This is a genomic window from Serinicoccus sp. CNJ-927, from assembly GCF_001942435.1.
In the GTDB taxonomy this organism is placed as follows: domain Bacteria; phylum Actinomycetota; class Actinomycetes; order Actinomycetales; family Dermatophilaceae; genus Ornithinicoccus; species Ornithinicoccus marinus.
Genome location: NZ_MKKF01000044.1, coordinates 1 through 22,262 on the forward strand (window position 1 = coordinate 1; position 22,262 = coordinate 22,262).

The 22,262-nt window shown below is 70.7% G+C and carries 25 protein-coding genes, 1 pseudogene and 1 riboswitch; of the genes and pseudogenes, 9 read left to right on the plus strand and 17 right to left on the minus strand.

Annotated elements, in window-relative coordinates:
- Both BJF86_RS11110 and BJF86_RS17585 read left to right on the plus strand, forming a co-directional pair.
- A partial coding sequence (locus BJF86_RS11110) for a transposase (protein WP_143553818.1) occupies positions 1–301 on the plus strand: 301 nt, incomplete at its 5' end.
- Positions 302–306: 5 nt separating this feature from the next.
- A complete protein-coding gene (locus BJF86_RS17585; RefSeq protein WP_187345618.1) occupies positions 307–456 on the plus strand; it encodes a hypothetical protein in 150 nt (49 codons plus the stop codon).
- 128 nt (positions 457–584) lie between these two features.
- On the opposite strand, the gene BJF86_RS11120 is transcribed toward BJF86_RS17585, so the two are convergent.
- Positions 585–908, minus strand: a complete 324-nt coding sequence (locus BJF86_RS11120) for a hypothetical protein (protein ID WP_075818974.1) — start codon at positions 906–908, stop codon at positions 585–587.
- 163 nt (positions 909–1,071) lie between these two features.
- Between BJF86_RS11120 and BJF86_RS11125 the strand changes: the two are divergent.
- A pseudogene (locus BJF86_RS11125) lies at positions 1,072–1,365 on the plus strand (heavy-metal-associated domain-containing protein); the annotation flags it as partial.
- Positions 1,355–3,670, plus strand: a complete 2,316-nt coding sequence (locus BJF86_RS11130) for a heavy metal translocating P-type ATPase (protein ID WP_075818976.1) — start codon at positions 1,355–1,357, stop codon at positions 3,668–3,670. The pseudogene BJF86_RS11125 and the gene BJF86_RS11130, both read left to right, overlap by 11 nt.
- A gap of 79 nt (positions 3,671–3,749) precedes the next feature.
- On the opposite strand, the gene BJF86_RS11135 is transcribed toward BJF86_RS11130, so the two are convergent.
- Positions 3,750–4,319: a DUF305 domain-containing protein gene (locus BJF86_RS11135; protein WP_237768186.1), complete on the minus strand. Its 570-nt coding sequence runs from the start codon at positions 4,317–4,319 to the stop codon at positions 3,750–3,752.
- Positions 4,320–5,239: 920 nt separating this feature from the next.
- Positions 5,240–5,406, plus strand: a riboswitch (cyclic di-AMP (ydaO/yuaA leader).
- Between BJF86_RS11135 and BJF86_RS18965 the strand changes: the two genes are divergently transcribed.
- Positions 5,405–5,785, plus strand: coding sequence for a hypothetical protein (locus BJF86_RS18965; RefSeq protein ID WP_075818982.1), 381 nt, complete (start codon positions 5,405–5,407; stop codon positions 5,783–5,785). It overlaps the preceding riboswitch by 2 nt.
- Positions 5,712–6,227, plus strand: coding sequence for a C40 family peptidase (locus BJF86_RS11150; RefSeq protein WP_075818985.1), 516 nt, complete (start codon positions 5,712–5,714; stop codon positions 6,225–6,227). The genes BJF86_RS18965 and BJF86_RS11150 overlap by 74 nt, the downstream gene beginning before the upstream one ends.
- A 281-nt stretch (positions 6,228–6,508) precedes the next feature.
- Here BJF86_RS11150 and BJF86_RS11155 read toward each other — a convergent pair whose 3' ends face one another.
- The 9 genes from BJF86_RS11155 to BJF86_RS18975 form a co-directional block, all read right to left on the minus strand.
- Positions 6,509–7,909 carry an NADH-quinone oxidoreductase subunit N gene (locus tag BJF86_RS11155; RefSeq protein WP_202817344.1) on the minus strand — a complete coding sequence of 467 codons (1,401 nt, stop codon included), beginning with the start codon at positions 7,907–7,909 and terminating at the stop codon, positions 6,509–6,511.
- A 15-nt stretch (positions 7,910–7,924) separates the two neighbouring features.
- Complete coding sequence (locus BJF86_RS11160; protein WP_237768187.1) at positions 7,925–9,421, minus strand: complex I subunit 4 family protein; 1,497 nt, start codon at positions 9,419–9,421, stop codon at positions 7,925–7,927.
- A complete protein-coding gene (locus tag BJF86_RS11165; protein ID WP_075818989.1) occupies positions 9,418–11,355 on the minus strand; it encodes a proton-conducting transporter membrane subunit in 1,938 nt (645 codons plus the stop codon). The genes BJF86_RS11160 and BJF86_RS11165 overlap by 4 nt, the downstream gene beginning before the upstream one ends.
- Positions 11,352–11,654: an NADH-quinone oxidoreductase subunit NuoK gene (locus tag BJF86_RS11170; RefSeq protein WP_022926299.1), complete on the minus strand. Its 303-nt coding sequence runs from the start codon at positions 11,652–11,654 to the stop codon at positions 11,352–11,354. The genes BJF86_RS11165 and BJF86_RS11170 overlap by 4 nt, the downstream gene beginning before the upstream one ends.
- Positions 11,651–12,229 carry an NADH-quinone oxidoreductase subunit J gene (locus BJF86_RS11175; RefSeq protein WP_022926300.1) on the minus strand — a complete coding sequence of 193 codons (579 nt, stop codon included), beginning with the start codon at positions 12,227–12,229 and terminating at the stop codon, positions 11,651–11,653. Before BJF86_RS11175 ends, BJF86_RS11170 begins: the two co-directional genes overlap by 4 nt.
- Positions 12,217–13,194, minus strand: coding sequence for an NADH-quinone oxidoreductase subunit H (locus BJF86_RS11180; protein WP_022926301.1), 978 nt, complete (start codon positions 13,192–13,194; stop codon positions 12,217–12,219). Before BJF86_RS11180 ends, BJF86_RS11175 begins: the two co-directional genes overlap by 13 nt.
- The gene (locus tag BJF86_RS18970; RefSeq protein WP_075818991.1) at positions 13,187–14,428 is read right to left on the minus strand and encodes a hypothetical protein; all 1,242 of its coding nucleotides are present in this window, start codon (positions 14,426–14,428) and stop codon (positions 13,187–13,189) included. The genes BJF86_RS11180 and BJF86_RS18970 overlap by 8 nt, the downstream gene beginning before the upstream one ends.
- Complete coding sequence (locus BJF86_RS11190; RefSeq protein WP_237768188.1) at positions 14,419–14,742, minus strand: NADH-quinone oxidoreductase subunit A; 324 nt, start codon at positions 14,740–14,742, stop codon at positions 14,419–14,421. Before BJF86_RS11190 ends, BJF86_RS18970 begins: the two co-directional genes overlap by 10 nt.
- Positions 14,743–15,026: 284 nt before the next feature.
- Entirely contained in the window at positions 15,027–15,377 is a 351-nt protein-coding gene (locus tag BJF86_RS18975) for a heavy-metal-associated domain-containing protein (RefSeq protein WP_075818993.1), read from the minus strand.
- Between the two features lie 148 nt (positions 15,378–15,525).
- On the opposite strand from BJF86_RS18975, the gene BJF86_RS11200 reads away from it, so the two are divergent.
- Complete coding sequence (locus tag BJF86_RS11200) at positions 15,526–16,443, plus strand: F510_1955 family glycosylhydrolase (protein WP_143553820.1); 918 nt, start codon at positions 15,526–15,528, stop codon at positions 16,441–16,443.
- Positions 16,444–16,480: 37 nt separating this feature from the next.
- On the opposite strand, the gene BJF86_RS11205 is transcribed toward BJF86_RS11200, so the two are convergent.
- The 6 genes from BJF86_RS11205 to BJF86_RS11230 all read right to left on the minus strand — a co-directional run bounded on the left by BJF86_RS11205 (position 16,481) and on the right by BJF86_RS11230 (position 20,253).
- The gene (locus BJF86_RS11205) at positions 16,481–16,786 is read right to left on the minus strand and encodes a hypothetical protein (RefSeq protein WP_075818995.1); all 306 of its coding nucleotides are present in this window, start codon (positions 16,784–16,786) and stop codon (positions 16,481–16,483) included.
- Between the two features lie 541 nt (positions 16,787–17,327).
- Positions 17,328–18,110, minus strand: coding sequence for a ZIP family metal transporter (locus tag BJF86_RS11210; RefSeq protein WP_202817345.1), 783 nt, complete (start codon positions 18,108–18,110; stop codon positions 17,328–17,330).
- Positions 18,111–18,157: 47 nt separating this feature from the next.
- Positions 18,158–19,237 (minus strand): YihY/virulence factor BrkB family protein, encoded by a 1,080-nt coding sequence (locus BJF86_RS11215; RefSeq protein WP_022925107.1) that lies wholly within the window; start codon positions 19,235–19,237, stop codon positions 18,158–18,160.
- Positions 19,234–19,563, minus strand: coding sequence for a DUF3618 domain-containing protein (locus tag BJF86_RS11220; RefSeq protein ID WP_075818997.1), 330 nt, complete (start codon positions 19,561–19,563; stop codon positions 19,234–19,236). Before BJF86_RS11220 ends, BJF86_RS11215 begins: the two co-directional genes overlap by 4 nt.
- The gene (locus BJF86_RS11225; RefSeq protein ID WP_143553821.1) at positions 19,560–19,970 is read right to left on the minus strand and encodes a phage holin family protein; all 411 of its coding nucleotides are present in this window, start codon (positions 19,968–19,970) and stop codon (positions 19,560–19,562) included. Before BJF86_RS11225 ends, BJF86_RS11220 begins: the two co-directional genes overlap by 4 nt.
- A complete protein-coding gene (locus BJF86_RS11230; RefSeq protein WP_075818999.1) occupies positions 19,963–20,253 on the minus strand; it encodes a hypothetical protein in 291 nt (96 codons plus the stop codon). Before BJF86_RS11230 ends, BJF86_RS11225 begins: the two co-directional genes overlap by 8 nt.
- 168 nt (positions 20,254–20,421) lie before the next feature.
- On the opposite strand from BJF86_RS11230, the gene BJF86_RS11235 reads away from it, so the two are divergent.
- Both BJF86_RS11235 and BJF86_RS11240 read left to right on the plus strand, forming a co-directional pair.
- Positions 20,422–20,694, plus strand: a complete 273-nt coding sequence (locus BJF86_RS11235) for a DUF4235 domain-containing protein (RefSeq protein WP_022925111.1) — start codon at positions 20,422–20,424, stop codon at positions 20,692–20,694.
- Positions 20,695–20,760: 66 nt separating this feature from the next.
- Complete coding sequence (locus BJF86_RS11240; protein WP_075819001.1) at positions 20,761–21,483, plus strand: TetR/AcrR family transcriptional regulator; 723 nt, start codon at positions 20,761–20,763, stop codon at positions 21,481–21,483.
- The last annotated feature ends 779 nt before the right edge of the window (positions 21,484–22,262 follow it).

Sequence of the window (22,262 nt, forward strand, 5' to 3'; positions counted from 1 at the left end):
CGCCAAGATGTGCGGCGCGTGCCCGATTCCCGCCGGGTCCGGCAAGACCAACAACAGACACCGCCTCTACAGGGGCGGGAACCGCCAGGCCAACGCCGCTCTCTACCGAGTCATCATCGTCCGCATGCGATGGCACCAACCAACCATCGACTACGTGGCCCGTCGCACCGCCGAAGGCCTGTCCAAACGAGAGATCATCCGCTGCCTCAAGCGCTACCTCGCACGCGAACTCTTCCGCCTCCTCCCAGCACCCGATACCACCGCCCACCCCCGAGACGAGGAACTCGAGATGGTCGCCTGATCGACTTGACGATCTATAGGAGCATCAACGCGATGGCCGAGGCGCTCAACTCGCTGTTCAAGGCCGAGTGCATCCGCAACCCCGTCATGCGACCGAAGGGCGGCTGGAAGTCGGTCGTCGACGTCGAGGTCGCGGTCGCCGAGTACGTCGACTGATTCAACCACCGACGACTTCACGGCGAGATCGGACTCGTCCCACCCGTCGAGTTCGAGACCAACCACTGGGCAACCCTGCCCAGTGAGCACTACCGTACAAACCCGGTCCTCACCGAGGTCGGATCCAACTAACCGAGCCTCCACGAAACCCGGGGCGATTCATTCCTGACCTTTCCGACAACTATGGAGGGCCCGTCCAAAGCCTCGGCGTCGGCGAGGAACTCTGTCCTGAGCGTCCCCGCCACCTTCCAGTCACTGTCGCCGTCATAGTCATCGCCTACGACCACAAGCGGGACAGTGATGTTCTTGCTCAAGGACCTGAAGGCGTCAAGTTGGCCACGGGACGGCATGTCGCTCTCGGTGTCGAGGCCTAGAGCTTCGGCAAACGGGGCGAGACGGTCAAGGGTTTCCAGGGCGTCTGCCAGACCCCCCTGTGACTGTAGTGCCTTCACCGTGTCAGGGATGTAGACGTCGCACTCCCATTGGACGAACGACCCGACGACGGCTCGTTCCAGGTCTGAGGCGATGTCAGGTCCGGCGACGTGTATCCAGTCAAGCTCGTCCGCTCGCTGCGTTGCGGCATCGATCAGGCGCTGGAGGCGCGCGACGTCATGGTTTGGGCACCTGGTCGTGCTACGCGATGGGGACTTGGCCTATCTGCACGTCCACCCCCACGGCGACGCACCTGCCGCCGGGCAGACGTCGGGACCGGACATCGTGTTCGAGGCCATCGCCCCCACGCCTGGCCGCTACCTGCTGTTCCTGGACTTCCAGGTCGACGGGCAGGTGCACACCGCGCCGCTGGTGATCGATACCGGCGGCGCGAGCAGCGGCGGCAGTGATGGCGGCTCGACGAGCACCGGCGACGGGCAGGGCAAGCACGAGGAAGGAGAGGACCATGAGCACTGACCAATCCACCGGCACCAACCTGGCCGGCGTCGAACTGCAGATCGGCGGCATGACCTGCGCGTCGTGCGCGAACCGGATCGAGAAGAAGCTGAACAAGCTCGACGGCATCACCGCGAGCGTGAACTACGCCACCGAGAAGGCCAGCGTCACCGCCCCGGCAGGCTATGACGCGCAGCTGCTGATCGCGGAAGTCGAGAAGACCGGCTACACCGCCGAGCTCCCCACCCCCAAGGGCGCCGCCGCGCCCGGCGATGAAAACGAGGGTGAGTCCCGTGAGGACGCCGAGCTGCGCACCCTGCGCCAGCGACTCATCGGCTCAGCCGTGCTCGCGATCCCGGTGATCGCGATGGCGATGATCCCGGCACTGCAGTTCGACTATTGGGGCTTCGCCTCCCTGGCCCTGGCCGCACCCGTGGTGATCTGGGCCGGGTGGCCGTTCCACAAGGCCGCCTGGATGAACCTCAAGCACGGCGCCGCGACGATGGACACGCTCATCTCCGTGGGCACGAGCGCGGCGATGATCTGGTCGATCATTGCGCTGTTCTTCGGCACCGCCGGCGACCGCGGCGTGGTCCACCCGTTCGAGCTCACCATCTCCCGCTCCGACGGCCTCGGCCACATCTACCTGGAGGTCGCCGCGGGAGTGGTCACCTTCATCCTGCTGGGCCGCTACTTCGAGAAGCGCTCCAAGCGCCGCGCCGGAGCAGCCCTACGCGCGCTGCTCGAACTCGGCGCGAAGGAGGTCTCCGTCCTCCGCGACGGGAAGGAGGAGCGGATCTCCATCGAGGATCTGAGCGTCGGGGACCACTTCGTCGTCCGACCGGGTGAGAAGATCGCCACCGACGGCACCATCACCTTCGGCAGCTCCGCGATCGACGCGTCCATGCTCACTGGCGAGTCCGTGCCGGTCGAGGTCGGTGAAGGCGACAACGTCACCGGCGCGACCGTAAACGCCGGCGGACGCCTCGTCGTCCGCGCCACCCGCGTCGGGTCCGACACCCAGTTTGCGCAGATGGCCAAGCTCGTAGAGGACGCCCAGTCCGGCAAGGCCGAGATCCAACGCCTGGCCGACCGGGTGTCCGGGGTGTTCGTGCCCATTGCGATCGCGATCGCCGTCGCCTCCCTCGGCGCCTGGATCGGGGCCGGCTTCCCGGTATCCGCCGGGTTCACCGCCGCCGTGGCGGTGCTGATCATCGCGTGCCCCTGCGCGCTCGGACTCGCGACGCCGACCGCGCTGCTGGTCGGCACCGGCCGCGGCGCGCAGATGGGCGTGCTCATCAAGGGTCCCGAGGTGCTGGAGTCCACCAAGCGGGTGGACACGATCGTGCTGGACAAGACCGGCACCGTCACCACCGGCAAGATGATGCTGACCGACGTGATCACCGCCGCCGGTACCGATCGGGCCGAGCTGCTGCGCCTGGCGGGCGGGTTGGAGGACTACTCCGAGCACCCCATCGCCCAGGCCATCGCCGCCGCCGCTACCGCCGAGGTCGGAGATCTGCCCGCCCCGGAGTCGTTCGAGAACATCGAGGGCCAGGGGGTGCAGGGCGTCGTCGACGGCCGCGCCGTGCTCGCCTGTCGGGAGTCGCTGCTGGCGGACTGGTCCCAGCACCTCGACGAGCACCTCAAGAGCGCCAAGCAGGCTGCCGAGGCCGAGGGCAAGACGGCCATCGTGGTCGGCTGGGACGGCGCCGCACGTGGCGTGCTGGTGGTCTCCGACCAGATCAAGCCCACCTCCGCCGACGCCATCCGTCAGTTCACAGACCTGGGCTTGACGCCGGTGCTGCTGACCGGGGACAACCAGGCCGTGGCCGAGCAGGTCGCCGCCGAGGTCGGCATCACCGAAGTGATCGCCGAGGTGCTGCCGAAGGACAAGGTCGACGTCGTCGCCCGCCTCCAGGACGAGGGCAAGGTCGTCGCGATGGTCGGTGACGGTGTGAACGACGCCCCCGCCCTGGCCCAGGCCGACCTCGGACTGGCCATGGGCACGGGCACCGACGTCGCGATCGAGGCCGCCGACATCACCCTGGTGCGCGGCGACCTGCGCGCCGCCGCCGACGCGATCCGGCTCGCGCGGCGCACCCTGCGCACGATCAAGACCAACCTGTTCTGGGCCTTCGCCTACAACACCGCCGCGATCCCGCTGGCCGCGTTCGGGCTCTTGAACCCGATGCTGGCCGGCGCCGCGATGGCGCTCTCGTCGGTGTTCGTGGTCTCCAACAGCCTGAGGCTACGAGCCTTCCAGGCCGAGGCCGACGACCACACTGCTCCCACCAGCGACACCTCCGCACGCGCAACCGCCTGACCGCGCTCCGCGACGTGGTCCGTGCCCTGCCGCCCTGCTGCTGCCCGCGAGAGCGGGCAGCAGCAGCACGGGCCTGGGCTCAGCCGTTCGACCCCTGGAGGAGGGCCTCCATCTCCTCGATCTCTGCTTCCTGGCTCTCGGCGATGTCCTCGGCCAGTGCGACGGCCTCGGGGTCGAGGCCGTCAGCGACCTGGGTCTGAGCCATGGTGATGGCCCCGTCGTGGTGCTCGATCATCATCTCCAGCCACATGGTGTCGAACTGGGAGCCCTGCGCGCTGCCCAGGTCCGCCATGTCCTCGGGCGACATCATGCCCTCCATCTGCGAGTGGTCCATGCCTTCCATGCTGCCGTGGCCGTCGGTCTCGGGCACGTCTTCGCCCCAGGCCTGCAGCCACTCGGTCATGGTCTCGATCTCGGGTGCCTGGGCCGCCTGGATCCGTTCGGCGAGCTCCCTGACCTCGGTGCCGCCTTGCTCCAGGGCCATGTCGGACATCTCGACCGCCTGTTGGTGATGGGGGATCATCTCGGTGGCGAACTGGACGTCGGCGTCGTTGTGCTCCTCGGACGCGGCCGAGGAGGATGGGTTCGCCGTGGTCCCATCACTGCAGGCGGAGATGGTGAAGAGGGCCGCGAGGGCCATGGCGGGCATGGTCAACATTCGGGTGGTGCTGTTCATTGCTGCTCTGCTTTCGTCGAAGGTGGTTCAGGAGGTGGAACGGTGCCGGGGAGAGCCCGGCCCGTGGCCTCCTAGACCCGCATGACGCAGAGCTGGTGGATGGATACCGCCTCACGCGGTGGAGACAGTCTCGGCGCCCAGGACATGCGCGTCTGCGGTGCGCGGCCCCGCGTCCAGCGCGGACTACCCCGGCGGGCCAGGAAGGGGGCGACAGCCACGGCCGCCGCGCAGAGGACCGCGAGGCAGGTCGTGGCCCAGCTCGTGTGCTCCGTGCCGTGGCCCTGCTGGTGGTGGGCTCGTGATGGCGCGCCTTGGCTGTCGTCCTGACCATGGGCGTCGAGGGCGTGCGTCTGGCTGGTCGTGCCGAGTGGTCGGTCTGCGACGTGCGGGAGGGCCGGTGCTCGGTCGCCGACGTCGACACCGTGCATGAAGGCAAGGGTCACCAGGAGCCCGGCCAGGGCCAGCACGCGCACGAAGTGTGCCTGCGACCAGGAGCGGGTGGGTGCAGCCCACTGTGGCGCCGGGGCCGGGGCGGAGCGGGGCTGCACCCTCCCAGCGTACGAGATGCCGTGGGCGCGTTTGGCTGGGCGGTTACCGGATCCGGTCGCAGAAGGAAGCGCGGTCTGACTGCCCGGTGCAGTGCAGGGCGGCCGAGTGTCCGAATCGGCCCCTCGGGGTGGTTGGCGATGTGAGGTCTCTCACCCGTTCATTGAGCGACCCAGCCCTGAGTGCAGCAAATGTCCAGGTCAGGGCGTTCTACCGATGCTCGTCGCAGGCAGGGCCTTGACGCGGTCGTTACCTGATCGTGACATTTGCCGGGGGGTCTGTGAAATCTCGAAGAGTCCTCCTCCCTGGGGGGACCCCCGAGCGTGACTGCCTAGTCCTGTCCCACGCGCACACCGGGGCCGTGGCCAGTACGACACCGCTTTGACAGGAGCGGGGGACCCAACTCTGGAACCGCCGTGCGCGGTTCCTCGGGGCGTGGGACCGACACGATCGGTCCAGGGGCACTCCAGCCCAAGCCCGACAGCTCACCCCGTAGGCACTGGAGGATCTACATGACGCAGCGCACCCCTGGCCGCCACCGTCGGCCCGGTCGTCTCCGCACGACCAGCACCACCCTGACCCGCACGGCGGCCGTGGCCGCGACGTCGACCGGCCTGCTCGCCGGCGCGGCGCTGAGCGCCAATGCGGCACCCGAGGTGCCCCAGGACCGCGACGGCCTGCTCCGTCTCGGCCCCGGCGTCAGCGCCGGCCGCACGGTCACCGTGGACCGTCCGGCCGAGGCCGTCGCCGCCCCGTCCGACATCGAGCTCGACTCCTTCGGCATCGGTGGCTTCTCCGCCTACACCCCCCCAGGTCGAGGTGGAGGTCGAGGAGCCGGCGCAGGCCGCCCCCGCGCAGCAGGAGCAGGTCACCGAGCAGGTCCCCGCCCGTGAGGAGACCAGCGCGAGCCGCGCCAACGAGCGCGCCGCCACGCCGGAGCCCGCTGCACCGGCCGAGCCGGCCGTCCAGTCCCAGCCGGAGCCCGCCGCGGCCCCCGCCCCGACCGGTGGCGTGCTCGGCATCGCCGCCGGCCTGGTCGGGACCCCGTACCAGTGGGGTGGCAGCACCCCGGCCGGTTTCGACTGCTCCGGCTTCACCAGCTACGTCTTCGCGGCGGTAGGCATCTCGCTGCCGCGCACCGCCGCCGCCCAGCAGGCGTACGCCACCCCGGTCAGCGACCCGCAGCCCGGCGACCTGATCTTCTACGGGTACCCCGCCTACCACATCGGCATCTACGCCGGCAACGGCATGATGTACGACTCGCCCCGACCGGGCAAGGTCCTCGATCTGCGCCCGGTGTTCGACGGTGTCTCCGGCTACGGCCGGGTCGGCTGACCCCAGCCCACCGAGGCGAGCACGCTCCCGCCCCGACGACAGCCCCGGCCGCACCCCGTGTGCGGACCGGGGCTTCGTCATACCCGGGCAGGCCGACGCGCGCGCATGGCCCGGGCTGACTACCGTGGGACCGGTCCCTCGTGACAAGGACGGTCCTGGCTCAAACGCGGCCCCGGCCACGAGGTCGAGCCAGGGGAGTGATGGACCCGATCTATGCCAGATCTGCAGGCGCGGGAAGGTCCGGACCGCGATGCACAGGCTGGGCGCGGTGTGGCCGCACATCAGGCGGTGGCAACGGCCCACAGGACCCCGGCCCCGACACCGACCAGGACGCTCAAGTTGGCGGTCGCGACGGCGGTCCACCGTGACCAGGGGGCGGGCGGATCGCCGTCCTCCGGGTGCTTGGTCGTCGGGCGGGCGTAGAGCGGGGCGATCCACCGCAGGTAGTAGAAGAGGCTGGCCAGGGTGTTCAGCAGGACGAGCACGGCGAGCCACGCGTAGCCGGCGTCCCAGGCGGCGGCCGTGGTGGTGAGCTTGCCGACGAAGACCGCGGTGGGCGGGGTCCCGACCAGCCCGAGCAGCGCCACGACCAGCGCCGCGGCGAGCCGCGGGTAGCGCCTGCCCACCCCGCGGTAGGCGGACAGCTCGCGGCGCCGCGGGAACGCGGTGGTGACGGCGAAGGCCGCCAGGTTGGTGACCGTGTAGCCGGCGAGGTAGAGCAGCAGGGACGGCAGCGCCAGGTCGCTGCGGCCCGCCACCGTGACGGGCACGAGCAGGTAGCCCACCTGGCTGACGGTGGACCAGCCGAGCAGGCGCCGCGGGTCGGTCTGGGCGTAGGCGGCGAGGTTGCCCACCGTCATGCTGGCGACGGCCAGCACGGCCACGAGCAGCGGCCACGCCAGGGTGTCGGGCAGGGCGCCCACGAGTCGGTATGCGGCCACGACCGCCCCGATCTTCGGCACCGTCGTGAGGAATGCCGCGACGGCACCACCGGCGCCCTGCGCGGCGTCGGGGACCCAGAAGTGCGCGGGGACGCCACCGGCCTTGAACAGCAACCCGCCCAAGATCCCCACAACACCGGCGGCGACCACCGCCCGAGGCGCGGCGGCGAGCGGGTCGGCCAGCCCGGCGTATGACGTGGTGCCGGATACGCCGTAGAGCAGCGTGACCCCGGCCAGCAGCAGGATGCCGAAGAGGGCACCGAGCAGGTAGGTCTTCATCGCCGCCTCGGCCGCCACGGCGGTCCCGGTGATCCCGATGAGCCCGTAGAGGGGGACGCTGGTCAGCAGGAACCCGACGGCGACGACGAGCAGGTCGTCGGCACCGGCGAGGACCAGCGTGCCGGTCGTGGACAGGAGCAGCAGCGCGTAGGTCTCGCTCTCCCGCGGGCTGCCATCGATCTCGTCCGCCGCCAGCGCCAGCACCACCAGGGCGCCCAGGGTCGCGACGAGGCGGGCCACCCCGGTGGACGGGTCCACTGTGAAACTGCCCTCCATGGCCACCGCCGTCGGGCCGGCCAGGGCGACGGCGGCCATCGCAGCGGCGAGCAAGAGGGCGGCCGCGGCGACGACCCGGGTGACCCACTGCCGCGTGCGGGGCAGGAACGACCCGCCCAGCAGGGCGGCGAGGGCGCCGAGGAAGAGCACGATCTCCGGCAGGAGCAGGGCCGGTCGCATCGCCATGGAGTCCACCGCCGCCTACCTCCCGACGAGCTGCACGACGACCTCCGCGGCGGGCTCGACCACCCCGAGCAGCGGGCGCGGCAGCACCCCGATGAGCAGCGAGAGGGCGAGCAGCGGCGCGACCGCCCAGAGCTCGGCGGGACGCAGGTCGCCGAAGCCCCGCGAGGCGCCACGGGTGGGTCCGGTGAAGAGACGTTGCAGCGCCCGCAGGAACAGCGCCGCGGTGATGAGGATGCCGACCAGCGCGATCGCCGTCACCGGCGCGACTGCGATGCTGCCGGCGAAGATTTGGAACTCGGCGATGAACCCGGACAGGCCGGGCAGCCCGAGCGAGGCGAACGCACCGACGGCGAAGAGCGTGGCCAGGCGCGGTGCGGTGCCGGCCAGCCCGCCGAAGGAGCCCAGGTCGTAGGTGCCGGCGCGGTCCCAGACCACCCCCGCCATGAGGAACAGGGCGGCGGTGACGATGCCGTGGCTCACCATCTGGGTCACGGCGCCGGTGACCGCCACCGACCGCGCCTGCTCGCTGCCCTCGGCGACGATCCCGGCAGCACCGACGGCCAGGACGACGTACCCCATGTGGTTGACCGAGGTGTAGGCGATCATCCGCTTGAGGTCGGTCTGGGCGAGCGCGACGAGGGCGCCGTAGACGACCGAGATGACGCCGACCACGACGACCACCCAGGCCCAGGCGCGCCAGGCCTCGGGGAGCATCGGCATCGCGATCCGGACGAAGCCGTAGGTGCCCATCTTGAGCAGCACACCGGCCAGGACGGCCGACCCGACGGCGGGGGCGTCGGTGTGCGCGGGGGGCAGCCAGGTGTGGAACGGCACCGTCGGCGTCTTGACGGCCAGCCCCAGCAGGATGGCCGCGAGCACCAGGCCACCGGCCGTGGGCGACCCGTCGAGCGGGGTCTGCCGGGCCAGCTCGACCATGTCGAAGGTGTGCGGCTCGGCCGCGACGTAGAGACCGATGAAGCCGGCGAGCAGGGCCAGCGAGCCCAGGAAGGTGTAGAGGAAGAACTTCAGCGCCGACCGGCCCCGGTCCCCGTGGCCCCACCCGGCGATGACGAAGTACATCCCGACGATGGACAGGTCGAAGAAGAGGAAGAAGAGGATGAGGTCGGCGGCGGCGAACAGGCCCAGGCTGACGCTCTGTAGGAAGAGGAAGAGCGCGGCCCGGGTCCGGGGCCGGTCCTCGTCGCGGAGGGCGAAGACGGCACAGGCCAGGAACACCGCCGTCGTCATCGCCATGAGCGGCAGCGAGAGCCCGTCGACCCCTACGTGGTAGCTGCTGTCGACCCCCGGGATCCACGGCACCTGCTCCTCGAAGGCCAGCCGGCCCGGCCCCGGTGGCTCGTAGGCCAGCCACAGGGCGGCCACGAGTGCCAGGTCGACGGCCGTGACCGCGACCCAGACCCATCTCGCGGCGCCGTCACCCAGCCGCGGGACCGCGACCAGGGCCACCGCGGCGAGCAGGGGCAGGACGATGATCAGACTGAGCACGGTCACCTCACCGAGAGCAGGAGCAGGACGCCGACCGCGAGGACCGCGACGGCCTGGACGTAGTAGTGGTGCAGATGTCCGCTCTGCGGGCGCCGCGCCACCTGGCCGAGCCGGCGGACGCGGGCGGCGAGTCCCTCGACCGCGCCGTCGACCCCTCGCTCGTCGGCCCAGGCGACGACCCGGGCGAGCCGCGAGGTCGCGCGGGAGCCGGACCCGACGGCGCCGTCGAGCACCCGGTCGTCGAACGTGGCCGCCCTGCGTGCCACGCCGACGGCACCGGCCGCGGCCGCCCCCACGGCACGGTCGAGCACCCGGTCGTCGAAGGACGCCAGGGCCCGGGCCAGCGCCAGCGTGGGGCCGACGACCACGGCCCGGACGGCCGTCTCCAGACCCAGCCAGTGCCGCGCCCACCCGGGGCGGGGGGCTGGACGCCACCGGACGAGCGCGAGCACCGCGAGGGCGAGGGCCGCCGACGCCCCCATCTCCGCCAGACCGGGGTGCACGGGCTGCTCCCCGAGGGACCGGGCGAGGACGTCACCCACCGGGGGCAGCGCGAGCAGGCCCAGGGTCAGCGCGCCGAGAGCGAGCGGCAGCAGCGGCAGGGTCGCCAGCCTGTCGACGTGGCGGGTGCCCTCCTGCTCCTCGTCGAGATGCTGCGCCACCTGTGCACGGTCCGCCGCGGGCACCCGTGCCCAGACGGTGAGCAGGATCCGGCCCGAGTAGGCGGCGGACAGGGCTGCCGCGGCCAGGCCCACGGCATACAGCCACGGCGACCGGGCCAGCGCCACGGCCAGCACCGCGTCCTTGGTCGCCCACAGGGCCAGGGGAGCCACGCCGGCGAGCGAGAGGGCCCCCACGGTGCTCGCCACGCCCAGCAGCGGCCAGCGCCGGGCGGCACCGCGCAGCCCGGTCAGCTGCTTGGTGCCCAGGGCGCTCAGCCAGGCCCCGGCGGCGAGGAAGAGCAGCGCCTTGGTCGAGGCGTGCGCCACGAGGTGCGCCGCCCCACCGCCGACGGCGCCCAGCCCCGCGCCCATGACGACGAAGCCCAGCTGGGCCGCGGTGGAGGCCGCCAGGAGCTGCTTGAGGTCCTGCTGGGCCAGCGCCACGGCGCCCAGCAGCAGCGCGGTCGTGGCTCCGACCCAGGCGGCGGTCGGCCCGGCCCACCCCGTGGCGGCGAGCAGTGGCTCGGTGCGCAGCAGCAGGTAGCCGCCCATGGCCACCATGGCGGCCGAGTGCAGCAGCGCGCTGACCGGGCTGGGGCCCTCCATCGCCCGGGACAGCCAGAACGAGAACGGCAGCTGGGCGGCCTTGCCGAGGGCGGCCACGAGCACCCCGGCCGCCAGCACGTGCCGCCACCCCTCGCTCGCGGCGGGCAGGTCGGCGAGCACCAACCCACCGCCCCCGGCGAGGGCCGCCCCGGCGGCCAGGTAGAGGCCGACGTCCGCGGCCCGGGTCACGAGGAACGCCGTCGTGCCGGCGGACACCCGGTGCTGCTCGTGCCACCAGAAGCCGATGAGCGCGAACGACGTGGCGCCCATGAGCTCCCAGGCCAGGAGGAGCCCCGGCAGGGTCTGCGCGGTGGCGGTCAGCAGGGCGCCCGAGGCGAAGAGCAGCATGAGCCCGTGGAAGCGCGCCCGCGACCGCCCGATCTCGCCGGCCGAGAAGACCAGCACGAGCAGGGTGACGACCGCGACGGTCGGGACGACCAGCGCCGACAGGGCGTCGACGCCGAGGGCGAGGTCGGTGCCGGCCATGAACGGCACCGACACCTGCGGCCCGCTGAGCGCCACGAGGAGAGCCAGGACGGCGGTCAGCGCCGCGGTGAGCAGGGAGACGGGCACGGCGACCCGCTCCGGGCGCGCGACCACCAGGAACGCCCCGACGAGCGCGGGGAGCAGGACGAGGAGCCACAGGGCGGTCTGGGCGCTGCCGTCGCTCATCGGGACAGGTCCGTCGCCATGTCCGTCATGTCGGTCTGCCGGGCCCGGTGCAGCAGCACGGCGACGGCGAACCCCATGGCCATCTCGAGGGTCATCGCCGCGATGACGACCATGAGCAGGACCTGCCCGGTGGGGCCGGGGGCCAGGAACCACCAGCACGCGGCCGCCGCCAGGATGACGCCGTTGATCATCAGCTCCAGGCCCATCATGACCATGACCACCACCTGCTGGGAGATCGCGCCGTAGAGCCCGACGGAGAAGATCGCCGCGCTGAGGAGCAGCGCCGCCTCGAGGGTCATCGGCCCACTCCTCCGGGCTGCGGGTCGTCCGGGGGCCGCTGCCGCAGGTCGTCGCCGAACCGGTCGTAGCGCGTGCGCGGCGCGGCCAGCACCACCCCGGCCACGATGGTGGCCACCATGACCGGGCTGATGACGGCCATGACGAGCATCTGCGGGCCCATGAGGGCCTCGCCGAGCGCCTCCGTGACGTCCGGTGGAGGGCTGCCCCGGCGGGCGGGCCAGTCCACCACGAGGATGCCGGCCGCCAGGAGGAGGAAGGTGAGGACCGCGGTGGCGACGGCGGTCCGGTTGCTGTGGACCATGCTCATCGGCATGAGGGCCGGGTTCATCCCCATGAACATCACCATGTAGACGGCCATGACCGCCATCTCCATGACCATCATGAGGATGATCACCACGCCGACGTAGCTCTGCTGCAGGAAGAGCACCTGCGCACCGACCGCGACGAAGGACACGGCGAGGGCGTAGGTGGCGCGGGCCATCGAGTCCACGACGAAGACGGCGGCGCCGCTGAGGACCGCCAGGACCCCGAGCGCCACGAAGGCGATGTCGACGAGCACGGTCAGGACCTCCATACCGTGACGACGGCGACGAGCAGGTCCTGCACCAGCGCCGCGGGGAGCAGCACGAGCCAGCCGATCTCCATGAACAGGTCGGGGCGCAGGGCGGGGAGCCGCCGACGCGCCCAGACCAGCAGCGCCAGCACGGCCAGCGTCTTGACCAGCGTCCAGGCCCAGTCGGGGAGCAGCGGCCCCGCCCCGCCGCCGAGGAACATCGGCACGGCGAAGGCCGCGCCGGCCGCGAGCAGGGCGTACCGCCCCGTCTCGAGCACCAGACGGTCCACCCCCGACAGCTCGGCCCGCACACCACCGGCGACGTCGGTGCCCAGCGCCGGGGCGAACGGGCCCCACACCGAGAAGCCCGCCACGCCCAGCAGGTAGACGAGGAACGCGACCGGCATCCAGGCCGCGAACCACAGCCCGTCCTGGGCGGCGGCGACGGCGCCCACGTTCAGGCTGCCCGCGGCGATCGCCGGGGCGACGAGGGCGAACATCAGCGGCAGCTCGTAGCCCAGGCCGTGGGCCAGGAACCGGTAGCCGCCGACCAGCGCGTGCGCCGAGTTGGCGCCCCAGCCGACCAGCCACACCAGGGCCCAGACCATGACGTCCATGGCGTTGAACCACACGACGCCCACCGCCAGGTCGGCGACCGTCCACCGCCCCAGCGGCACCACGGCGAGCATGAGGGCCGCCGCGACGAGCAGCCCCGCCCCGCCGGTGCGCCAGAGCAGGGTGTCGGCCTGCACCGTGGTGCGTCGACGCTGCCGCAGCAACCGGGACGCCTCACCGAGGGGTCGGCCGGCTGCGCCCACGGCACCACCCGCCGACGCGGAGCGCGCGGACAGCACCCCGTCGAGAGCGGCTGCGGCCAGGGCCAGGGCTCCGAGCACGGCGACGACGGCGACAGCCCAGGCCGGCGCCACGATGACGACCGCCGGGCCCGCCGCCGCGGGGAGCGAGGTCAGCAGCGGCTCACCCACGGGTCGCCTCCGGACGCGGTGCCGGTGCCGCGCTCAGCGTGCCGAGGTCGAGACCGGCCAGCACCAGCCGCGCGGCCGCGAGGTCGAGACCGACGACCGGGTCCACCACGGCGTCGACCGGCACAGCCCGGCGACCTCCGGGCGGCGCCGGCTCGTCGACGTCGTCCAGCAGGTGCAGCAGCCGGTCGTAGGCGTCGCCCACGGCACCTTCCGGGAGCCCGAGACGGCGGACGTCGTCGGCGGTCAGCGGGCCCAGCCCTCGCAACGACCAGCGCAGCATCCGGGAGCGGCGCACCCGTCGCCGCAGCCGCGCCAGCCCGGGAGAGGCAGTCGGGCGGTCGACGGCGGGGCGGGCGTCGCCGGTCGGCGGTACGTCGCGGATCCGCCGTGCGCGCTCGGCGGCGTCGTCCCAGCCGGCGAGCGCCAGCACGGACACTACCCGGTCCAGCGCCCGGGTCCGCGGGTCGGCCGCATCCCCGCCCTCGCATTCCGCACCGAGGAGCTCCGCGCGGGCGCCGGTGAGGACGTCACCCTGGAGGGAGCAGTGGAGCACCAGACCTGCCGGCCAGTGCGGCAGCACCGGGCCGAGCCGGACCGCCAGGACGTCCATCTCCAGCCCGTCCCGGTCCTCGCCGCCCTCCGCCAGGGGGATGCCGTCGGGGGACATCTCCATGTCGTGGCCGCCGTGGTCCGCGTGATTTCCGTGGTCCTCGTCCCCGCTGGGTTCGTCCGAACCCTCGTTCGCGCCGTAGTCGGCGTGGTCGGAGTGGCCCTCGTGCCCGCTGGGTTCGTCCGAACCCTCCTTCGCGCCGTGGTCGGCGTGGTCGGAGTGGCCCTCGTGCCCGCTGGGCTCGTCCTCCGCCTCCCGGCTGGCCAGCAGGTCCGGTGCCCCGGGGCGGTCGCGGGCGTCGCGCCGGTGGTGGTCGTCGTCGAGTAGCCCCGCGTGCGCGCCGGGGAGGGCGTCTGTCAGCTCGGAGCGGTTAAGCACGACGATCCGTACCCGGGGGCCCGGCAGCTGCTCCCACACGAGGTCCACCGCCTCGGCCAGCCGGGGCCCCGGGGTCCCGCACACCACGAGCACGTCCGCGTCCGCCGGCGAGCACGCGAGCCGCCACCCCCGCTCGAGCACAGCCCGCTCGGTCGCCATGCGGAGCCCGTCCCACCCGGGCACCTCGACGACGAGGACGTGCGCGTGCCGGGCCGCTGACCGAGCCAGGACCTCCCTCAGACCCACCGGAACGCCCCCTCGCGCCAGGCCCAGACGACCGCGACGAGCAGGGCCCCGAGGAAAAGGAACATCTCGACCACGGCGGACCACCCGACCTGGGCCACGACGACGGCCCAGGGGTACATGAACAGCATCTCGACGTCGAAGGCGAGGAAGACGAGCGACGCGAGGTACCACCGCACGTGGTAGCGGGACAAGGCGTGCTGCTGGGGGACCCAGCCGGACTCGAACGGCAGCGTGTGCAGCGGGTCGGCGGCCACCGCGGTGGCCCGGTGCAGCGCGAACATCCCCGCCAACGCCACCAGGCAACTGATGGCCACGCCTATGAGACCCAGATACATGAACTTCCCTAGAAGCCGTTCGAAGGTGTTCTTGTGTCGTCCGTCTGCCGCGGTCCTGCCGCATCGACACTGCCCGACAGATGGACATCACCAGACCTGAGTGGGTCACGTGCGGCTGTCGCAGACCGAAGAGGGGGCGTCCACCCTTCGGTCGGACGGCGACGGTCATAGCGCCGGGCGCGCCTCATGCCTTCTGCCCCGGCGGATGAGGCCGAGACCGGCCGCAGACCCGGGCAAGGTCTCGGCCTCCTTGGGAGAACGGCTCAGCGCCTGCCACTGAGGGCGTAGTCGCCGGCAGCGGACAGGGCGGTACGGACGCGCTCGGTGCCAAGTGCCTCTGTGCTCGCGACCCGGACCGAAGACTCGCCTCCCGGGACAACGTCCACCCGGACTGCTGAGACCTCATCCAGTGCCTCCAACTCCTCGGTGACCGAGGTAGCGCAGTGATGACAGGTCAGTCCGGTCACGAGGTAGGTGGTCTGCACCAGCGCTAGTGATCTCTCGGCCGACCCGGTCGCGCTCCCTGCCTCGGTGGCGCAGCAGTCGCACGATGTCGCTTCAGCGGTGGTGGGCCGCTCGCCGACCTGTGTCGACTGTGTCCGAGATGTACACATGAGGTCATCCTCCGTCGGGGTGAGGGGTGATGGTTCTGCTCGTGGCGTGCTGCAAAGTCATGTGGCACCGATGATACCCTAACAGGGTATGGGTTCAGACAGAACTGGCTGCACACGTGGTCCGCGGACGCCCGCTCTTAAGTCTCACGTGGAGACCGCCATCAGAACACTCTCGAGAACGACAAAGAAGCACCTCGGGACCGCCAAGTCGGCCACGATCGCTTTAGCTGCATCGTTGGTGCTGTCGGCCTGCTCCTCTGACATCACGCCTGCCTCTGAGCAGTCAGGTGCCTCTGGCGGAACGGCGGGCCAGAAAGCCGGGGTCCTGGAACAACCCATCACCCACATCCACGGAGTCGCGCGCGACCCCATCACGCAGAGTGTCGTCATGGCCACCCACGAGGGCGCGTTCGAGCGCCGCGACGGCGGCTGGTATGGACGGGGGGACGTCGTCGACCTCATGGGTTTCGCCATCGCTCCGGACGGCACGTGGTTCGCCTCCGGTCACCCAGGATTCGACACCGACCTGCCCCAGCCCGTCGGTCTCATCGCCTCGACAGACCGGGGCCAGACATGGCAGACGCTGTCGCGAGGGGGCGAGAGCGACTTCCACGTGCTGGCGGTAGGACCTGCGGGCGTTCTGGGCTTCGACGGAACGCTACGCGCCAGCGCAGACGGCACCCGTTGGGACGAAGCGTCTATCCCGGCGCCACCCGTGGATCTTGCCGTGAACAGAGCCACCGGTGCCGTGCTCGCCACCACCGAGCAAGGTCTGCTGCAATCCACCGATGACCTCGCGACCTGGGCCCCGCTAGATCCTCCGGAGAGCGTCGTGCTCGTCGACTGGGTGGACGAGGAGACCATCGTCGCGACGACGGCGGCGAACAGGGTGCTCCTCAGCCATGACGCGGGGCAGTCTTGGGAGGCTGGTTCGCCGCTCTCGGTGGAAGTGCAGGCCCTCGGTGCGCACCTCCTCCCCAGCGGCAAGACGGAGATCCTTGTCGCGACCCAGAACGGTGTGCTGAAGAGCCTCGACTTCGGATCCACATTCGTGCAAGTGCCGTAATTGGGGTAGCGCGTCCCGTTGAGCCTACCTCCGGACGTCAGTGTTCCTGGTCGGGGTCGGTGGTGTCCCCGCCGCTGCGGCGCAGCGCGCGGGCCTTGTCCTCGTCTTCCAGCTCCTTCTCCTCGTTCGCGCGGATCTTGGCGTCGTCTCGCGGGGGCAGCTGGACATCCTCCTCGGCCTCGATGCCGGCGATGAGCTGGCGGGACCGCTCGAGCTCGGCGTCGACCTCTGCACCGAGCCGCAGCGCGAGGTTGCTGATCCACAGGTAGAGCAGGAAGTCATCACCCCGGAGGGCGAGCCGTAGGTGGCCGCTACCACAATGGATAGGCGCTGCCAGCGGCATGGCGTTGAAGTACCGACCGCCTGCTCGAGGGGGAGGCGTGGGTGGCACAGCGGCCACGAGGAGCCAAGACGGGCCTCTCCTGATGCACGTATGATGCACGACACCGTCGAAACGCCTCTGTTTTGGGGATGTGCGCTGGTCAGCGCGCTATGGCTGTGAGTCTTGTAAACAGGTGGTTGAGGGTTCGAGTCCCTTCGCCAGCTCTGAAATCGCTTATAACCGCAGGCGATCTGAGATCTGCCGTCTCCATTTCAGTCTGCTGTTCAGAAAACAGGTAAGTCGGCCTGCGCAGAGCCACTGACCTGCGGTTTTGTGGTGCAGGGCAGGTTGAGGGTGCTGTGGTCATCCGAGTCACTGATGCACGTATGCTGCGCGCTCGACGGGTGGGGAGCAGGTGTGATTGCTCCGCTCGGCGCCCAGCTGCGGCGGTTGGGCGCGCTGCGCATCCGTCAGCATCACAGTTCCGCCGGCATCTGCAGCAGCCCCGTCGCGTTCAGCCACTCAAGTGCTTTCGGGTCCAGAGTGCGTGGCGCGTGTTCGGTCAGAGGGTCGCCAGGAGATATGACAGGACGAAGCCGGCTGCGGTCGCGAGGGCCACCGTGGGACCTCCTTCTTCGTATGCTTCGGGCATCAGCGTGTCAGCCAAGGAGGCGAGGACCGCGCCGGCGGCGAAGGCGAGGGGCAAGGAGATGGTCTCGGGTGTGGCGCTGGCCAGCGGACCCGCACCCAGGACGACAGCGGCCGTGAGCAACAACGCACAGATGGTCCAGGTCACCAGGACGAAGGTATGTGTTCGCCCTTGGGCGCGCATGGAGGCGCTGCCCACGAGGGCCTCTGGGAAGTTCGATACGAAGATCGCACCGAGCAGCGCCAGGCCACCTGTCCCTTCGCCCAGGGACACGCCCAGAGCGACATTCTCGGGTACGCCGTCGAGGGTGACCGCGGCGAGCAGCGCCATCCCGGCAGCCCCTTTCACTGAGGGTGCCGCGGCACGTTGTCCTTCCGTGGCAGCTTGCTTGTCCAGCTTGTCGCTGCCGCGGTCGGTGTCATCACCCGTTCCGGCGGCGGCGGCCCAGTCCAGCCACGCGCTGAGGAGGGTGAAGACCACCGCCCCCACGATCAGGCCTAGTCCGGCTCGCCACAGGCCGCCCTGCTCGTGCGCGTCCTCGAAGAGCTCGAACGCCAGCGCCGTGATGAGCGCCCCGGAGGCGAAGGCCAGCATCGCGGCCAGCACCCGCTTGGGGATCTGGAACCGTCCCCCGACCACGGCACCCAGCACGAGCGCGCTGGACCCGAGCAGACCGAAAGTCACTGCCTGCGTCACGACTCACGTCCTCCCCTCCCTTGCGCTACCTCACCTGAGCACGGATATCAGCGGGTCTGGTCGGGGTCGGTGGTGTCCCCGCCGCTGCGGCGCAGCGCGCGGGCCTTGTCCTGGTCCGCCTGCTCCTTCTCCTCGCTCGCGACGATCTTTGCGTCGTCGCGGGGAGGCAGCTGGATGTCCTCCTCGGCCTCGATGCCGGCGATGAGCTGGCGTGAGCGCTCCAGCTCGGCGTCGACCTCCGCCCCGAGCAGCAGCGCGAGGTTGGTGATCCACAGGTAGAGCAGGAAGATGATCACCCCGGCGAACGAGCCGTAGGTCGCGCCGTAGCTGGAGAAGTTGGCGATGTAGAAGCCGAACGCGACCGAGATGAGGACCCAGACCAGGATCGCGAACGCGGCCCCGATGCTCAGCCACCGGAACTTCGGCTGCTTCACGTTAGGCGTGCTGTAGTACAGCAGCGCCACGAGCAGCATGACCAGGACCAGCACGACTGGCCACTTGGCGACCTGCCACACGGTGACCACGGTCGACCCCAGGCCGATCGCCTCGCCGAGCGCCGTCGCCACCGGACCGGACACGATGAGCATGAGGGCGATGAGCACCACCATGAGCACCATGACCAGGGTGATCAGGAGCATGACCGGGCGCAGCTTCCACACCGGCCGACCCTCCTCGATCTCATAGACCCGGTTCATCGCCCGGCTGAACGCGGTGACGTACCCCGAGGCCGACCACAGCGCGGTCGCCAGACCGATGACCAGGGCGAGCCCGGCACCCGGGGAGGTGGCCAACGACTGCACCACCGGCTCGAGGGTGGACGACCCGGACTCGCCCAGCACGCTGCTCAGCACGGGCATCACCGCGCTGACCACCTGCTGGCTCTGCCCGACCAGCCCCAGCAGCGAGAAGATCGCGATGAGCGCCGGGAAGATGGCCAGCACGGCGTAGTACGTCAGCGCGGCCGCGAGGTCGGTGCACTCGTCGTCCAGGAACTCCCGGAACGCCTTAACCGCGGTGTACTTCCACGCCGGCCCGGTCATCTCCGCGGGCGTGTCCGGCTTGTCCTCCCGCTCGGGCTCCGGGGCGTCCGCCTGCGCGGCCCTGCGTTCTGCTGCCCTGGAGCTCACCGCCGCACCCGCCGGGCGACCCCGATGATCAGCACCACTGCGGCCACGGCACCGAGCGCGGGGGCCAGCACGGTGAGCACGTCCCGGTGGTCATCACTGTTCAACCTGGTCTTGACCTCACCCAGCCCGGCGTTGGCGCGGGTCTTGATCGACTCGACCTTGTCCCGGGCCTGCTTCTTCACGTCCAGGCGTTCGGTGAGCTCGTCGACGGTGTCGCCGAGCTCCTGCCGGTGCCGGGCGATGTCGGCCTCGATCTGTGCCGGGTCGCTGCTGGCCTCGTCCTGGGTGTTGTCGCTGTCGGGGTTCTCATGCGGTGTGGCGCTCATGACTGGGCTGCCCCCTTGACCTGTTCGATGTCCTGCTTGACGTTGTCCACGGCACGTTCGGGCGCGGCCGGGGTGGCCTCCTGCACGCGCTTCTTGCCCACCAGCGACACCACCGCCGCCGCCGCGAACAGCAGCAGTGTCACGATGCCGGCGGCGGCCCACGGGGGCAGCACCAGGGCGAGGGCCAGGATGGCCGTCGTGATCAGGGCCGCGATGCCGAAGAAGGCGAGCAGGCCACCGGCGCCGAACATGCCGATGCCCACGCCCGCGTTCTTGGCCTTGGCGCTCAGCTCAGCCTGCGCCAGGCGCATCTCGTCCCGGATGAGCGTGCTCGTCTGCTCGCTCATCCGCGCGATGAGCTCGCCCGTGGACGCATGATCGGTGTCGGGGGTGAACCTCTCAGCCACGAGGCCCCTCCTGGTCATCACCCGCGAGGGCGGTGTCGGTGTCGACCTCCCACGGGTCATCCATGCTGTCCTGGTCGCCGTCCTGGGCGTCGCTCAGCCGGTCCTTGGCCTGCTCGGTCACCCTCCCGGCCTGCTGCTTGGCCTTGTCCGCCTGCTCCTGCACCTTCGGGTGCCCCCACAGCTCCTGCGCCTTGGCGCTGATCTGCTCATACCTCTCCCGGCCCGCCCTGGCGCCCAGGACGTACCCGGCCCCGAAGGCGGTCGCCATCATGATCTTGCTCATCGTCTGCTCCTGACTGCAGAGAGGGTGTCGCGCGGACCCCGGACTGGGGCCGCGTCGCCTTGCTGTGGTGCCCAGCATGCGAATACGGTGTAAACGTACGGCGTAATCGGAAGCCGTGCAAGCGTGGCCTCGAGGGTCCGGGCCAAGACCAGGAAGTGGTGAGTTCCAGTGGGCGACAAGATGTGGAGTCTGGCGACGACGGCGGCGGCGATTGGTGGTGGGGTGATGGCCAAGAACGTCATCGAGACGACGTGGAAGTTTGTCACCGGCAGCAACTCCCCGAGCAACCCCGAGGACCCGGAGGTGGATTGGGGTGAGGCCATGGCTTTCGCGCTGGTCTCGGGGGCGATCGTGCAGCTGGTGCGGGTCAGCATCAACCACAAGTCCACGCAGGCGTTCGCCAAGCGCAAGGGACGCCTGCCCGAGTCGGTCGCGAGTTGACCGCGACGGGGACGACGAGCCGACACGCGGGGCGTGTGACAGGGTGGTCTCCCAGGAGGTGTGCCGATGAGCCCAGAGGAGCCGGACGAGGCGGGGTCCACGCGGCCACCACGCCTCAGCCGCGAGCGCATCGTCGAAGCTGGCCTGGCCAGTATCGAGGCTCATGGTGTGGACCAGATGACCATGCGCAGCCTGGGCCGCGACCTCGGGGTTGAGGCGATGGCCCTGTACCGGTACGTCTCCGGGCGAGAAGATCTGCTGGAGGCGGTCGTGGAGAGCCTCCTGGACGGGCTCATCGAGCGCGTGGAGGCCGCGCAGACCACCAGCTGGCAGGAATACCTGCAGCACGTCGCGCACGAGATCCGCCAGATGGCCCTGGCCAACCCCACGGCGTTCCCCCTGGTGGTCTCGCGGCACCCAGCGGCGCCCTGGCTGCGACCGCCCTTGCGCGACATCGCCATGGTCGAGCACCTCCTGGCCACCCTGTGCGAGCGAGGCTTCAGCGACGACCAAGCGGTGGACACCTACAAGGCCTTCACCAGCTTCCTCGTCGGGTACCTGCTCTTGGAGGTTTCCACCCAGGTCGAGAATGTTGCCGCCGTGGACGAACCGATGAACGAGGGCAGCGCCGACATCCCAGAGCAAGACACGAGCGAAGATGTCGACTTCGGGCAGGCGCCGCACGTGGTGCGGATGCGCGACCGCCTCAGCCAGGACCACAGCGAGGCCGAGTTCGAGACCGGCCTCGAGAGCCTGCTCAACCGCATCGAGAACACCGTCTCGCACTAGCCCCGGTCCGGCCGGGGTGCCCGCGATGGGCGCATCGGGCCACCCGCGGGTCAGGCGGCCGTCTGTACGCCCCTGAACCCACCCCGATGCCTCGGGTCTTTACCACCGCCGAGGTTGCGGTCTAACCTGTCGATGTTTACAGCGTAAGCAGTTCGTTCATTCGGCTGCGCCAGGCAGGGGTAGGAGGGCTCATGGCCGTCGCGTGCAGTGAGTTCGTCCCATCAGTCCGGCCGGCGCGTCCGCGGGTCGCGGTCGTGACGGTGGTCCGAGGCGAGCATGGGGCGCTGTTGGCCCAGGTCGACGGACTGTCCGCGAGCACGTGGCCCCCCGACGTGCATGTCACCCTCGCGGTCGCGGATCGAGAGCTGAACCGCAACAAGCTGCCGATACGGTCCGACCGGTGGGAGACCTTCATCGTCTCCGGCAGGGACCTGCGACGAGCTCCCAGGGCCGCTTCCGGTCCTCGGTGATGCATGCCTGCGACGTGGCAATGAACGCTGGTGCTGAAGCGCTCGTGTTCGTCGATGTCCGGTGCCTGCCAGGCCGGCGCCTGCTGCAGACCTACGCCGAGCACGCCACCAACAGCACACAGACAACCCCAGTCCTGTGGAGCGCCGCCGAGGCCGTGCAGCTCGACGTACCACCGGGGAACCGTGTATCCCGTCTCGGGCGGGCTGGGGTCCCTCATCACATCAACACCGGTCCTCACCCACCCGAGCCCGACGACGGGACCGGCGATCGCGGTGGCAGGGTCCTAGGCCGCCGCTATCCGCCATGCG

What these genes read in the sequence shown, in the direction of transcription:
- BJF86_RS11130 (WP_075818976.1), top strand. Translation starts at nt 1,355, where the DNA reads ATGAGCACTGACCAATCCACCGGCACCAACCTGGCCGGCGTCGAACTG.
- BJF86_RS11135 (WP_237768186.1), bottom strand. Translation starts at nt 4,319, where the DNA reads ATGCCCGCCATGGCCCTCGCGGCCCTCTTCACCATCTCCGCCTGCAGT.
- BJF86_RS18965 (WP_075818982.1), top strand. Translation starts at nt 5,405, where the DNA reads ATGACGCAGCGCACCCCTGGCCGCCACCGTCGGCCCGGTCGTCTCCGC.
- BJF86_RS11155 (WP_202817344.1), bottom strand. Translation starts at nt 7,909, where the DNA reads ATGGCGATGCGACCGGCCCTGCTCCTGCCGGAGATCGTGCTCTTCCTC.
- BJF86_RS11165 (WP_075818989.1), bottom strand. Translation starts at nt 11,355, where the DNA reads ATGAGCGACGGCAGCGCCCAGACCGCCCTGTGGCTCCTCGTCCTGCTC.
- BJF86_RS11170 (WP_022926299.1), bottom strand. Translation starts at nt 11,654, where the DNA reads ATGACCCTCGAGGCGGCGCTGCTCCTCAGCGCGGCGATCTTCTCCGTC.
- BJF86_RS11175 (WP_022926300.1), bottom strand. Translation starts at nt 12,229, where the DNA reads ATGGAGGTCCTGACCGTGCTCGTCGACATCGCCTTCGTGGCGCTCGGG.
- BJF86_RS18975 (WP_075818993.1), bottom strand. Translation starts at nt 15,377, where the DNA reads ATGTGTACATCTCGGACACAGTCGACACAGGTCGGCGAGCGGCCCACC.
- BJF86_RS11205 (WP_075818995.1), bottom strand. Translation starts at nt 16,786, where the DNA reads ATGCCGCTGGCAGCGCCTATCCATTGTGGTAGCGGCCACCTACGGCTC.
- BJF86_RS11220 (WP_075818997.1), bottom strand. Translation starts at nt 19,563, where the DNA reads ATGAGCGCCACACCGCATGAGAACCCCGACAGCGACAACACCCAGGAC.
- BJF86_RS11230 (WP_075818999.1), bottom strand. Translation starts at nt 20,253, where the DNA reads ATGAGCAAGATCATGATGGCGACCGCCTTCGGGGCCGGGTACGTCCTG.
- BJF86_RS11240 (WP_075819001.1), top strand. Translation starts at nt 20,761, where the DNA reads ATGAGCCCAGAGGAGCCGGACGAGGCGGGGTCCACGCGGCCACCACGC.